The 13372-nt window shown below is 35.1% G+C and carries 17 protein-coding genes; 12 read left to right on the forward strand and 5 right to left on the reverse strand.

Annotated features, from left to right (window positions below; translation table 11 throughout):
- The 3 genes from D5R40_RS15065 to D5R40_RS15075 form a co-directional block, all read left to right on the forward strand.
- The coding region (locus D5R40_RS15065) for a Uma2 family endonuclease (RefSeq protein ID WP_134239616.1) at nt 1–209 on the forward strand (209 nt) is incomplete at its 5' end.
- A 34-nt stretch (nt 210–243) separates the two neighbouring features.
- Entirely contained in the window at nt 244–1224 is a 981-nt protein-coding gene (locus D5R40_RS15070) for a cysteine synthase A (protein ID WP_124145848.1), read from the forward strand.
- A gap of 12 nt (nt 1225–1236) precedes the next feature.
- Nucleotides 1237–1566: a (2Fe-2S) ferredoxin domain-containing protein gene (locus D5R40_RS15075; protein WP_124154838.1), complete on the forward strand. Its 330-nt coding sequence runs from the start codon at nt 1237–1239 to the stop codon at nt 1564–1566.
- Between the two features lie 296 nt (nt 1567–1862).
- Here the strand turns inward: D5R40_RS15075 and D5R40_RS35295 are convergent, their stop codons facing one another.
- Nucleotides 1863–2087, reverse strand: a complete 225-nt coding sequence (locus tag D5R40_RS35295) for a hypothetical protein (RefSeq protein ID WP_124154839.1) — start codon at nt 2085–2087, stop codon at nt 1863–1865.
- Between the two features lie 370 nt (nt 2088–2457).
- On the opposite strand from D5R40_RS35295, the gene D5R40_RS15085 reads away from it, so the two are divergent.
- From D5R40_RS15085 to D5R40_RS15105, 5 genes are all read left to right on the forward strand, one after another.
- Entirely contained in the window at nt 2458–2988 is a 531-nt protein-coding gene (locus D5R40_RS15085; RefSeq protein WP_124145846.1) for a class I SAM-dependent DNA methyltransferase, read from the forward strand.
- A complete protein-coding gene (locus D5R40_RS15090; protein WP_124154840.1) occupies nt 2969–4018 on the forward strand; it encodes a class I SAM-dependent methyltransferase in 1050 nt (349 codons plus the stop codon). Before D5R40_RS15085 ends, D5R40_RS15090 begins: the two co-directional genes overlap by 20 nt.
- Nucleotides 4019–4353: 335 nt before the next feature.
- Nucleotides 4354–5058 (forward strand): class I SAM-dependent methyltransferase, encoded by a 705-nt coding sequence (locus D5R40_RS15095; protein WP_124154841.1) that lies wholly within the window; start codon nt 4354–4356, stop codon nt 5056–5058.
- A gap of 695 nt (nt 5059–5753) precedes the next feature.
- A complete protein-coding gene (gene gor, locus D5R40_RS15100; protein ID WP_124154842.1) occupies nt 5754–7097 on the forward strand; it encodes a glutathione-disulfide reductase in 1344 nt (447 codons plus the stop codon).
- 217 nt (nt 7098–7314) lie between these two features.
- Nucleotides 7315–7551 carry a hypothetical protein gene (locus D5R40_RS15105; RefSeq protein WP_124145841.1) on the forward strand — a complete coding sequence of 79 codons (237 nt, stop codon included), beginning with the start codon at nt 7315–7317 and terminating at the stop codon, nt 7549–7551.
- Nucleotides 7552–7612: 61 nt separating this feature from the next.
- On the opposite strand, the gene D5R40_RS35300 is transcribed toward D5R40_RS15105, so the two are convergent.
- Nucleotides 7613–7756, reverse strand: a complete 144-nt coding sequence (locus D5R40_RS35300; protein ID WP_161564606.1) for a hypothetical protein — start codon at nt 7754–7756, stop codon at nt 7613–7615.
- Nucleotides 7757–7871: 115 nt separating this feature from the next.
- On the opposite strand from D5R40_RS35300, the gene D5R40_RS15110 reads away from it, so the two are divergent.
- From D5R40_RS15110 to D5R40_RS15120, 3 genes are all read left to right on the forward strand, one after another.
- Nucleotides 7872–8336 carry a Spy/CpxP family protein refolding chaperone gene (locus tag D5R40_RS15110; protein ID WP_124145840.1) on the forward strand — a complete coding sequence of 155 codons (465 nt, stop codon included), beginning with the start codon at nt 7872–7874 and terminating at the stop codon, nt 8334–8336.
- 373 nt (nt 8337–8709) lie between these two features.
- Nucleotides 8710–9363 carry a YqiA/YcfP family alpha/beta fold hydrolase gene (locus D5R40_RS15115; protein WP_124145839.1) on the forward strand — a complete coding sequence of 218 codons (654 nt, stop codon included), beginning with the start codon at nt 8710–8712 and terminating at the stop codon, nt 9361–9363.
- An 89-nt stretch (nt 9364–9452) separates the two neighbouring features.
- Complete coding sequence (locus D5R40_RS15120) at nt 9453–10157, forward strand: ROK family protein (protein ID WP_124145838.1); 705 nt, start codon at nt 9453–9455, stop codon at nt 10155–10157.
- A 322-nt stretch (nt 10158–10479) separates the two neighbouring features.
- Here D5R40_RS15120 and D5R40_RS42020 read toward each other — a convergent pair whose 3' ends face one another.
- From D5R40_RS42020 to D5R40_RS15130, 3 genes are all read right to left on the reverse strand, one after another.
- On the reverse strand, nt 10480–10908 hold the full coding sequence (locus D5R40_RS42020; protein WP_338043212.1) for a DHH family phosphoesterase: 429 nt from the start codon (nt 10906–10908) through the stop codon (nt 10480–10482).
- Nucleotides 10871–11245: a DHH family phosphoesterase gene (locus D5R40_RS42025; RefSeq protein WP_338043211.1), complete on the reverse strand. Its 375-nt coding sequence runs from the start codon at nt 11243–11245 to the stop codon at nt 10871–10873. Before D5R40_RS42025 ends, D5R40_RS42020 begins: the two co-directional genes overlap by 38 nt.
- A 798-nt stretch (nt 11246–12043) precedes the next feature.
- Nucleotides 12044–12370, reverse strand: a complete 327-nt coding sequence (locus tag D5R40_RS15130; protein ID WP_124145837.1) for a DUF760 domain-containing protein — start codon at nt 12368–12370, stop codon at nt 12044–12046.
- 494 nt (nt 12371–12864) lie between these two features.
- Here D5R40_RS15130 and D5R40_RS15135 point away from each other — a divergent pair, with 494 nt between their 5' ends.
- Nucleotides 12865–13230 (forward strand): translation initiation factor, encoded by a 366-nt coding sequence (locus D5R40_RS15135; protein WP_124145836.1) that lies wholly within the window; start codon nt 12865–12867, stop codon nt 13228–13230.
- The last annotated feature ends 142 nt before the right edge of the window (nt 13231–13372 follow it).

Genomic DNA, 13372 nt, shown 5'->3' on the forward strand with positions numbered 1-13372 from the left:
CTTCAGATAATCTGAAAACTCTCCAAGCAAAAATGGCAGAATATATGGAAGAACCGGGAGTAAAATTAGGTTGGTTAATTGATAGAAAAGAGAGAAAAGTTTATATCTATCGCCCAGGAATGCTTACAGAATGTTTAGAAAATCCTGATACTGTAAGTGGGGACTCAGTATTGCCTGGATTTGTTTTAAAGATGAGCAAAGTTTGGTAAAATAATATTTTGTAAATAAAATATTGGTCAAAAAATGGATATTAAACAAGGTTTTATCGGTACAGTTGGCAATACTCCATTAATTAGATTAAATAGCTTCAGTGAAGAAACTGGATGTGAAATTTTAGGCAAAGCAGAATTTCTTAATCCAGGGGGTTCGGTGAAGGACCGAGCTGCTCTTTATATTATTAAAGATGCAGAAGAAAAAGGTTTACTGAAACCTGGGGGAACAGTTGTGGAAGGAACTGCTGGTAATACAGGAATTGGTTTAGCACATATTTGTAATGCTAAAGGTTATAAGTGTTTAATTATTATTCCCGAAACTCAATCTATTGAAAAAATGGATGCTTTGAGAACTTTAGGTGCGGAAGTTAGACCTGTTCCAGCAGTTCCCTATAAAGACCCAAATAACTATGTAAAAATGTCAGGTAGATTAGCATCGGAAATGGAAAATGCTATCTGGGCAAATCAGTTTGATAATTTGGCAAATAGAATTGCTCATTATGAAACAACCGGACCGGAAATTTGGGAACAAACTGATGGAAAAGTAGATGGTTGGGTAGCTGCTACTGGTACGGGTGGAACTTTTGCTGGTGTGTCATTATTTTTAAAAGAAAAAAATCCGCAAATTAAAACTGTTTTAGCAGACCCTATGGGAAGCGGTCTTTATAGTTATGTGAAAACTGGGGAAATTTCTAGCGAGGGTAATTCTATTACTGAGGGTATTGGTAATAGTCGGGTAACGAAAAATATGGAAAATGTGCCGATAGATGATGCGATTCGAGTTGATGATCAAGAAGCGGTAAAAGTGGTTTATCAACTGTTAAGAAAAGACGGTTTATTTATGGGTGGTTCTGTCGGAATTAATGTTGGTGCAGCAATAGCTTTAGCAAAAGAAATGGGTTCTGGTCATACTATTGTGACTGTATTATGTGATAGTGGCGCTCGTTATCAATCAAAATTATTTAATAGTGAATGGTTAGCTGCTAAAAATTTATTGCCGGATGAAGTATAACCGGGAGAAATTATGGTGGAAAATAGTCAAGTTGATAGACGTTTATTAGTCTGTCAAAATCGTACTTGTCGGAAACAAGGTTCGGCAAAAGTATTAGCTGCTTTTGAGTCGTCTGAAGTTCCTAATATTCAAGTAGAAAAAAGTGGATGTTTAGGGCAATGTGGCAATGGTCCGATGGTTTTAGTTTTGCCGGAGGAAGTTTGGTATAGTCATGTTCATATTGATGAGGTTTCGGCAGTGGTGGAAAGACATTTACTAGGTGGAGTATCTGTGAAAAAAATGCTTTATTCTAAGTTTCATTGTCTGAGAATAAGGACTCAGGAGTCAGGAGTCAGGAGATAGAATTTAGGAGAAAATCATAGCTGCCGTGATTGAGTAATCAATCAAGCAAGTATTTATGCGTAAATTTTTTACTCGGAATTTGATCAACGAAAAAAGTAATTAGACTTCTTGCAGAAGTCAGGGAATAGGGAATAGGGAATAGAGAAATGAAATTGTTTATTTCATAGTCTTGAATTGATTTAATTAACACTTGCTGATTAAGTCTAAAAGTCTTTAAATATAAAGTTTTTAGCCTTTTTAAGTATCAAAAAGTGCGAGGTTTTAGGTGGTAATGGTTCAAAAATTTAGGATTTTGGTCAAGAGTTGGACAGAAAAATCAAGGAACGATTCTTCCTACTATCTCCTCTATAATTCCCATTTATCCTGACTCCTGACTCCTGACTCCTGACTTCCCCTCCACCGGAGGGGAGAAAGGGAATGAGCGAGGAGGTAGGAGCGGGCGTTTTGTCCCAAGATTGTTCTGCCCAACTTTTGCCTAAAATGCGCTCCTTTTTGAGCATGAAGAGCTGAAAACCAGGCACTTTTTTTGACCTAAAAAAACCACTTGTCTTTATTTGTCAATGCTTTTAGATTTAATCAGCAAGCTCTAATTAAACGGACATGGTATTAAAAGCAATACTAAAAATATTAACTGTTAACTGATGAGTGATAATTACCTCTTGTCTTCCAGAAAAAGATTGACTAAAAGGCAAATTTAGGAATTTTTTATACTGAAAAATAAAGAAGTTTAAGCAAAAATTATTCATTATCAATTATTCGGTAATTTATTTTATGGAACAATCAAAATCCAATCAAAGACAGTGGTTTTCAGAGTATACAACTAATTCCCAAGAGGTAGAAAAAACAGGTCAATATCAACCGTTAATAGAATAGTATGACCAAAACCATGAAATTTTTGAGGGTGGTACTTATGCTGCCAAAAAATGCTGCCAACTTTTACATCAATATATTGGTAACTCTTCTAACTTAGCTATTCTAGATTTAGGGTGTGGTACTGGAGACCAAGGTCGTATTTTGAGAGAAATGGGGGTAAAAGGTTTCTTTTATGGAATAGATATGTCACCAGGAATGTTAGAATCTGCTAAAAGTAAGGGATTATATAAAGAACTTAAACAGTCTATTCTTCCGGAAATTCCCTATGCTGATAATACCTTTGATATTGTAATTAGCGCAGGAACTTTATGTTCTCCTGGAAATGCGCCATCGGAGAGTTTGCCGGAAATAATTCGGGTGACAAAATCAGCAGGATTACTTTGTTTTTCCTACCGCCAACATTGGTTTGAAAATCAGGAGAGTGGATGGAAAAAAATCCATGAAGAAATGTTAGAAGCAGGGTTAATGAAACAACTGTGTTGTGAGGTTGATAATTATATTCCTACTCAAAATATTAGTGGGTTATATTTTGTCTGTCATAAGTGTTGAAAATATTAATTTTGGGGAGGCGATCGCTTCCCCGAAAAAAGTTATAGTTAAACAGCATAATTTAATGAAAGATAAGTCAATAACTAAACAATCTCAAGAATTTAATGAACAACATATCCTCTCTCATGGAAATGAAAATGAAAGTATTGAAGAAACCATAGAAAGGGTTAAACAAAGAATTATCAAAACTGGAGATAAACCCCATGTTACTGTTGCCAGACAATTAGAATTTCTTAATGAATTAGCAGGTTTTCCTTTAGGACAATTTTTATTACAAAATGGAGGTCTGAATGGCTATTGGACAGATTATGTAGTGGAACACCAATTTCAAGGAAGAATTACTGGTATTGATGCTGAAGGTCGTAGTTTAACAGAATTAGAAAAATTTTTGCTAGATAAAAACTCCTTTCCTACACAACAAAGATATGTCAATTTTGGTAAAGCTATTCAGAATTGTGTGCAAGAGGATATAGTTTTTGCTTCCTTGCCTTGTGGAGTAATGAGGGATTTGTTGAAGTTGGATTTTACCGGAGTAGAAAATTTTCGTTTAGTGGGAATTGATATTGACTATGAAAGTTTAGAATTAGCAAAAAAATTAGCTGAAGAATATGATTTATCAGAAAAAGTAGAATTTCATCAGGAAGATGCTTGGAATTTGCCTTTTGAAGATGAATTTACACTATTGACTAGCAATGGTTTAAATGTTTATGAACCTGATGATGAAAAAGTAACGGAGTTATATCGACAGTTTTTCAAAGCATTAATGCCAGGAGGTATATTAGTAACTAGCTTTTTAACCCCATCCCCAAATATTGACCCCAATTCAGAATGGGATATGAGTCAGATTAATTCAGAAGATTTATTGCTTTCAAAAATTATATTTTTTGATATATTGAATGTTAAATTTACAGCCTTTAGGAGTTCATCAACAACAAAATTACAATTACAAACTGTTGGGTTTGATGAAATAGAATTTATTTGGGATAACGCAAGAATATATCCCACAGTAACAGCGCGTAAACCTAAATAGGGTATGGAGAAGCTTTTAACTTGACAAATATTTAGTAATTAATAAAATCAATATTGTAATTCAATCAAAATAAGCTAATGACTCAACAATCTCAAGAATTTAATGAACAACGTATTCTCTCTCATGGAAGTAAAAATTAAACTCTTGAAGAAACCATAGAAAGGGTTAAACAAAGAATTATTCAGACTGGAGATAAACCCCATGTTACTGTTGCTAGACAATTAGAACTTCTTAATGGATTAGCAGGTTTTCCTTTAGGGCAATTTTATTTACAAAATGGAGGTCTGAATGGCTATTGGACAGACTATGTTCTGGAACATCAGTATCAAGGAAGGGTGACAGGTATTGATAAAGAAGGTCGTAGTTTAACAAAATTAGAAAAGTATTTATTGGATCAAGACCCTACTTTCCTGGCGACACAACAAAGATATGTCAATTTCAGTAAAGTTATTCAGAATTATGTGAGAGATGGTTTAGTTTTTGCCTCCTTACCTTGTGGGGTAATGAGGGATTTGTTGAAGTTGGATTTTTCAGGTGTAGATAATTTCCGTTTAGTGGGAATTGATATTGATTATGAAAGTTTAAAATTGGCAAAAAAATTAGCTGAAGAATATGGGTTATCTGAAAAAGTAGAATTTCATCAGGAAGATGGTTGGAATTTGCCTTTTGAAGATGAATTTACGCTATTGACTAGCAATGGTTTAAATATTTATGAATCTGATGATCAAAAAGTTATGGAGCTATATCGAAAGTTTTTCAAAGCATTAATGCCAGGAGGTATATTGGTAACTAGCTTTTTAACCCCATCCCCGAATATCGACCCCAATTCAGAATGGGATATGAATCAACTAAATCTAGACGATATGTTACTTACAAAAATCATATTTGGCGATATTATGTTGAATCTGAAAATTACAGGATTTAGAAGTTCATCAACGACAAAATTACAACTACAAAATGTTGGTTTTGATGATATAGAATTTATTTGGGATAATGCCAGGATATTTCCTACGGTAGTAGCAAGGAAACCTAAAAAATAATGTGGAGATTTTTTTGATTTGAGGTAGAATAAATGATTTCAGGACTTACGCATGAGGTACGAAAAACTAGAATGTGAAATTGCTTTCCGTTCCGGACTGCTGCGCAAACCCTGTGGGTCGCTTCGGACGAAAATACCTTGTACTGCGTAAGTCCTATGATTTGTAAAAAATCAAGAATTATAGATAAAAAATGAAAAGTATTACCCCTTCTCCCTAATTTCAATGAAATTCATACAAAACTACCATCAAACTACTACAGTAATTGAGAAAATCAACTAAATTAACGACTGTTATTATAGAAAAATAGAAGTAAAAAAGGCGTTGCTGAATAAATGTATGATTTCACAGTCCTCATGAGTCAGGAGTTAGTAGATAGAAAGGAGTTTTTCGGTGACTAAATAGAAAGAAATAGGTATAATTTGCACTACTGTTTTGGCTGAAAATTTATCCAAAGTTGAATTTCATACCTCAAATCAGTAACGCCGTAAAAAAATAGTAAAAATATCAACCCAAGAATATCAAATTATCGTATAAAATTACATTCTGTTTGTAAAGTAGTAATTGGATGTCTCTAAATTATTGTCCTAATTTAACCGATCTGCCTAATGACAGAATTACATGAGAAGCAACAACAGGTATAATTTAAAAAGACAAACAACAAAATAATTAAAATATCAATCAAAGGATATCAAATTATGGCATACGATTACGATCTATTTGTGATAGGTGCAGGATCGGGTGGGTTAGCATCTTCAAAAAGGGCAGCATCTTATGGAGCAAAAGTAGCGATCGCTGAAAATGATTTAGTAGGAGGTACTTGCGTCATTAGAGGATGTGTCCCAAAAAAACTCATGGTTTACGGTTCCAGATTTTCCCACTTGTATCAAGATGCAGTAGGTTATGGTTGGAGTGAAGTAGAACCTAGTTTTGATTGGCATAAATTAATAGATGCTGTAAATACAGAAGTTCTACGTTTAAATAAACTACATATCAGTTTCCTGGAAAAAGCAGGAGTGGAACTAATAGAAGGATATGCCAAATTTATCGACCCCCATACCGTAGAAGTAGGCGATCGTAAAATCACAGCAGATAAAATCTTAATCGCTGTCGGTGGGAAAGCAGAAAAAATCAACATTCCTGGAATTGAACATAGTATTACTTCCCGCGAAATGTTCCACCTCAAAGAACAACCAAAAAGAATGGCAGTTTGGGGAGGCGGTTATATCGGTGTAGAATTTGCCGGAATTTTAAATGGTGTCGGTACTGAAGTTACTGAAATTATTCGTCGGGATTTAATTTTGCGAGGTTTTGACCAAGACATCCGCAGCAACATTCAAGAAGGAATGACAAAACATGGAGTAGACTTCCGCATCAATACAAATGTAGAAAAAATTGAGAAAGTCGAAGAAGGGTTAAAAGTTCACCTAACAGGAGAAAATGCCGAACCTTTAATTGTCGATACATTCCTCTGTGCAACTGGTCGCAAACCAAACTTAGAAGGTTTGAACTTAGAAAACGCTGGAGTAGAAACAGTTAGTGGTGCAATTGCCGTTAGTGGAAACTGTCGTACCACTCAACCAAATATTTATGCAGTGGGAGACTGTATAGATAAAGCAAATTTAACTCCTGTTGCTATTGCTCAAGGTCGTGCTTTTGCTGATACAGAATTTGGTAATATCCCTAGAGCAATTTCTCTAGAAAATATTCCCACAGCAGTCTTCTCAGAACCAGAAGGATCTACCGTAGGTCTAACAGAAGCAGAAGCTAAAGAAAAATTTGGTGACTCTATCAAATGTTACCGCGCTAAGTTTCGCCCAATGTTCCACAGTTTTACAGGTGCAGATGAAAAAGTAATGGTGAAATTGGTAGTCGAGGGTAATACTGACCGTGTTTTAGGAGTACACATGGTCGGTAAAGATGCGGGTGAAATTATCCAAGGAATGGCGATCGCTGTTAATATGGGTGCAACCAAAGCAGACTTTGACCGCACTATTGGTATTCACCCCTCCACATCAGAAGAGTTAGTAACTTTACGTTGAAGAAGGTGGTAAGTTACAGCACTTTTGCCGATCTCTGACCTCACGTCACAAACAAAACCCTGTAGGGGCGAATGGCCATTCGCTCCTACTACTGTCTACTCCTGAAGACTGACTCCTAACAATGAGTTTAGTGGTCTACTCAACTGAAAAGCGCTGTAAAAGAAGTAAGAAGAAAAAAGTAAAACCGAAGTTGGAAGAAACAATTTAGGTAGAAAAAGTGGCGTTAGTGAAGCGCGTGTATGATATTAATCTTAATTCTTTAGGAGTCAACCCACCCCTCGCCCCTCCCCCTCCCAGGAGGGGGAAGACCGAGTCAGGAGAGAAGAAAGAAGAAGAAAGAGTAGTAGAAGGAGAAAGTTTTTTGTTCGCGCTCTTATCCGGACATGATATCATATCTCAAATCACCAACGCCAAAAAAGTTAGTCAACCTTCTTTACCGGTTAAACAGTTATAGATTGGTTAAGTAAGGAGTAGTCAGGAGTCAGGAGGAGAGAGAATCACAAAGATGAGCGTAGTTATGACGATTGAAGAATTTTTGATAGTCCTGCATGGTAATGGTAGGATACATATTTTTTAATTTCTCCCACACTCCTCATCTCCCCATTTCCCACACTCCCCATCTCCCCATCCCCCCAAACTCCTGGTGCTTCCTTTACCATTACTATGCACCACCACCGAATTTTTTTATTTCCAATTAAACGGATTTGATATAATTTGAAAAAAAAGGATTTGATATTAATTCATACCTAACCAAATATTGAGAGGTAAAATTTTATGTCCCCAGCTTTGATTTCTGCTGTATTAGGATTATTAGTTACACCCTTAACTATTAGTTCTGTTATTGCAACTCCTAACTATAATAATGATGCTCAAATAATTAGTCAAACAACAAAAGTACAGGAGTCACAATCAACAGAAGAAGGTGTATTTCAACAACTAAATCTTACACAAGAACAAACTGATAAAATTGTGGCAATTCGTCAGCAACATCAACAGCAAATTATTCAAAGTTTAGAAAATTTGCGGGATGCCCAGGAAGAATTAAATCAAATGATAATTGCTACTAATACTGATAATCAACTACGGCAAAAACATGGCGAAGTTTTACAGTTGAGAAAAGATTTAGCAGAATTACAATTTAATACTATTCTCAAAATTAGAGAAGTGCTAACTCCCGAACAATTACAACAGTGGTCAAAGTTAATGCAGCAACGCCGGGAATCTCTCAAAAATCGCTAGTTAAATTAACTTTAAAGACTAGAAGTAGTGGTGGTTGGTATGAGTATTTTATAGTAAGTAAATTCTGGAATAATTTATAGCCAGCCTGATTGATAAAATAATATGATATAAATATATAAAACTGATTCGATCGTCGGCAAAATTATCGAATAAAAAAAACAGTCATTACTAGTCATTACTAATAAACTTTACAAAATAATTATTACAAGTTTTGAAAAAAATACTTTAGCAAGATAAATTTCAAAGCGTTTCTGTACGGAAATGCTGTTTGCGGAGGATTCCGGTACGGAAAATGCTGATAGCTAGTTAATACCATTTGGACAAATATTAGCTACTAATTACCCAGGCCTATTCTTGACTTTAAACAAAAGAAATGCTGAATAATTACACTTATATTTATTTACATGGATTTGCCTCTAGTCCCAAATCTAATAAAGCTATATATTTGCGCGATCGCTTCGCAGAAATCAACCTCAATCTTAATATTCTAGACTTAAATCAAAATGATTTTTACAACCTAACTTTAACAAGACAAATTCATCAAGTAGAGTCAGAAATCACAAAAAAATCTACACCAATAATATTAATTGGCTCTAGTTTTGGTGGTTTAACATCTACTTTTTTAGCAGAACAAAATTTCCATGTTAAAGCAATAATTTTACTGGCACCCGCCTTTAATTTTTTATCCCATTGGCAACAAAATTTAGGAGAAGAAAATTTACAAAAATGGCAAGAAAGGGGAGATTATTGGATATACCATTATGGAGAAAAAAAATATTCACTATTGAGCTATGATTTTATAGTTGATTTGATCGAGTATGAAGAGAAAAAATTAAAACGTACTTTACCAACTTTAATTTTTCATGGTTTAAATGACAACGTGATTCCCATTCAAGCTAGTCGAGAATTTGTTGCCAAACGCTCCTGGGTAGAATTAATAGAACTTGATACTGACCATACTTTGGGGAATGTGATGGCAAAAGTTTGGCAGGAAATTAATCAGTTTTTAAAGCAAGACTTTAGTTAGATAAATAATTAAGATAAGGTTATAAATATTGTCGGAGTAAAACAATATTAATTATGATGATAATATGTCATAAAAAAAAGGCGTAAGCAATGAATGAAGTTAAAACTATACAAACTTTAGCAGTTGATATTGGTGGCAGCGGGATTAAAGTAATAGTCTTAGATGAAACAGGAGAACCTATCACAAAACGTAGTCGTGTCGAAACACCAGACCCAGCAAAACCAGACCCAATATTAAAAGAGATTGTCTCTTTAGCAGCAGAACAAGGAGAATTTGACAGAATATCCGTAGGTTTCCCTGGTGTAGTTATGGATGGTGTGATTAAAACAGCAGCAAATTTAGATTCTGACTGGATAGGGTTGAATTTGGCAGCAGTGCTTTCAGAACGCTTGGGGAAACCGGTGCGAGTTGCTAATGATGCTGATATTCAAGGACTAGGAACAATTGAAGGCAAAGGAGTAGAGTTGGTAGTTACTTTAGGAACTGGTTTCGGTTCAGCATTGTTTCTAGAAGGAAAACTAGTGCCAAACTTGGAAATGGGTCATCATCCGTTTCGTAAAAAAGACACTTATGAGGAACACTTAGGAAGAGCAGCATTAGATGATATTGGTAAAAAGAAGTGGAATAAGCGCTTAGAAAAGGCGATCGCTACTCTACAACATTTATTTAATTGCGATCATATTTATCTTGGTGGTGGCAATACAAAAAAAATTGAATTTGAATTACCAACAAATGTAAAAATAGTGCCTAATGTAAATGGTTTATTAGGAGGAATTGCTTTATGGAAAGAATAATTGGCGTTGGTAAATTAAGGTATGATATTAATCTTAATTACTTAGGAGTCAGGAGTCAGGAGTCAGGAGTCAGGAGGAAAGAAAGAAGAAGAAACAAGGAATAGAAGGAGAAAGTTTTTTTGTTGGCGCTCTTATCCGGACAAAATATCATACCTCTTTTCACCAACGCCTAATAATTAAGTAGTCATAGTTTTAGTATTTCTCTATTAGACATAGGCGCGATCATCAAAAATCAAATCAATCCCATACGCATAAATCATCAATTATTTCCCCCTACTCCCTACTCCCTACTCCCTACTCTCTCTCTTTCGGAGATGCCTATTTAGTTAGGATTGACTAATTTTAAAAGCTTTTGCTTAACTTGAATATTAAAAACATCCCATTTTTTTTGAGCATATTCACTGTTAAAATTAAAACCAGAAAGAAAATCTATAGGAATTTCAAAACCTCCTGCTTGGCAACGCCCTCCACCGAAAAAATGTCCTTGGGTATCCATTCCAAAAGCTTCTTTAATAAACTCATCTGGATCTAGAGTAATTTTATTAGTTCGCAAAGATCCAGTGACTACTTCTAGTTCTTTTTCCTCATCTTGAACAATACCATAAACAACAGCAGTATGAACATTTTCTTCTGTGATTAAAAAGTCAGCAGCTTGAGGAATAGCATCTCGATCTAAACCACGAAGATAACCAACACCAGAAATAGAAACATTGTTATATATATATAGAGCGATGAGACAAAGCTCTTTCAATAATATCAATCACCCGTTGAGACCTAGAAGATTGTAGCACCGCATTTAATAACGTTGCATCATAAAAACGACTTAAATAAGCCGTCGCCAGAAAATCTTCATCTGTTGTTTGTAATAACTGATTTGTATCAGACCTGATGCCATGCATCAAAGCTGTAGCACATTTTATATGTTCGATAGTATTATTATCAAATTCTAGTAATCCTGCTTGAATATATTGGGTTAAGATAGTAGCTGTAGCTTTGATTGAAGGCCGAATATCTACAAACTCTGCCTTTAAGTTTTCTTGTAGACTATGGTGGTCAATAACAGCCACTACAGGAATAGTTTTTACCACCAGTGAAGTGAGCTGACTGGTAGTACCTTGGTTATCAATAAAAACACATCCTTGATAAACAGATAAATCCTTTTTTTTAGAAGTTTCTACTGTCTACTTTTGGACTGGCAAACCAGTCAATTTAACAAGTGTAATATTTTCTTGATGACTCATATCATGTCCGGTAGCATCGGTATTGTATAGCAAAGGTAGGGAACAGGGAACAGGGAACAGGGAACAGGGAACAGGGAACAGGCAGGAATACTTAAGGGCAATAAAAAAACTTAAATTCCCTGTAGATATTCACCCTTGAGTTTACACAAACGCGCCCCAGCGGATATGATATCAGAGTACCAGTATAAACAAGATCACACTGAATATTATATTGTTCGGCAATTAACTTATAAGCCAAAGCTCCTGAAAGTGCATCTAGGTCTGGAAAATCTTGGAGAATAATTAATTGACGAGTATGAGAATGCTTCTCTAAAGTTTCGATTAAAGCATCTATTTTTAAATTAGTAGGAATTGGGATAATTTTAGATAAAGTTTGAATAACATATTTTTTTAGTCAATTCCTGATTTTTAACTTGAGAATGATTGAGCATAATTATTTTTTTAGACAATTAATAACCTGTCATAAATTCAGTTGATTTCCATTGATTTTGTGGTTGAAAGAGGATATTAATTTTGTACAATGATTCTAATTTTGGGACAATTATCAGAAATACTTTTTGGATTAACCGTTTGATTTCAAACTATCCTCTTTCATTGATCCTATTGTTTGTAGAATTTATCACCTCAAGTAAATGTTTAGCTATCTCAACTAGAATGCAGGTCTTGGAGAGATGTGTCAAGTTCCATTCTTTGTTTAGCTTGATGTAAAAAGTAACCACTCATCATCGCAGAAGCCAACATTTGACCAAGATTTTCTCTGCTAGTAGTTATAGTCATGGCAAAATGCTCTGGTGGTAAATGTCCCAACATTCCTCTTAAATTTTGTTCCATAATTTGAGCAACTTCTGGTTCTGGTTTAGAAAGTTGAGCTACAGTTTCTGGATTCAAAGATTGAACATATTGCCATAATACGTTATCACTACTGGATTGATTGGCAGAATATTCAGAGGGATGACTTGGAAGATTATTCATAGTACTTATCTAGAATTAATAGAGTTTAGTATTTAGTTACATATTAGCAACTTTTTCCAACTCCAGTATTAAGAGTGACCGAACTTTTCGATCCGGTTTTTTCTACTCTAGCCAAACCGTATTTCACGTTTGACAGTTTGTGGATGGATTTTGTTAAAGAAGCACCTCAGCGGTCAGCACCTCAGCTATCAGCAGATTTTTTTTGAGACACCCTAGGAGAGCGGAGCATTCCGGAACGAAAAGGAGATTTCAACTCCGACTCAACCATCCAGCTTATAAGAACCGGGGATTTTGACCCCTAGCTCTAAAAGCTGAAGCACTGATAGCTAGTTAAATAGAGGAAATAAATCTTGAATGGCGATCGCTACTCAAATTTCCTAGTTAAATTTATATTCCTTCCTATTGTTGAACTAAGCTTTATAATACTTATCCTACTAAGCTTAATACATGATATACTTATGATTTAGTAATCTAAATAATATTCCTTAAAAGTTATGGGTCGTTCAAAAAATAATTCCTCTAATATGAATGCTAAAGGCGATCGCGTAGTTTACTCAGAGTTTGGTAATAATGCTACCTCCCCAGCAACAGAAAGAGCAGTACCAAACTTACCTCCAAATCAACAAAATTTAAAAGTACAAGCATCTCGCAAAGGTCGCAAAGGAAAAACAGTTACCATTATTAGTGGGTTTCAGTCGAACCAGGAAGTTTTGACAACTTTACTGAAACAGCTTAAAAATCAATGTGGTGCGGGTGGCACTGTGAAAGATAATGAAATTGAAATTCAGGGGGAACATAAACAAAAGTTACTGGAGATTTTAACTAAATTGGGCTACAAAGCTAAAATTAGCGGTGGTTAAAGAAGCTCCTCAGGAATCAGCAGATTCTTTTTGAGACACCCTAGGAGAGCGGAGCATTCCGGAACGGAAAAGAGATTTCACGGCCGTTCATAAGACGGGGTTTTTTACCGAATAATTAGGGCTTGCTGATTAAATCTAAAAG

This window comes from Okeania hirsuta (genome assembly GCF_003838195.1).
Classification (GTDB): domain Bacteria; phylum Cyanobacteriota; class Cyanobacteriia; order Cyanobacteriales; family Microcoleaceae; genus Okeania; species Okeania hirsuta.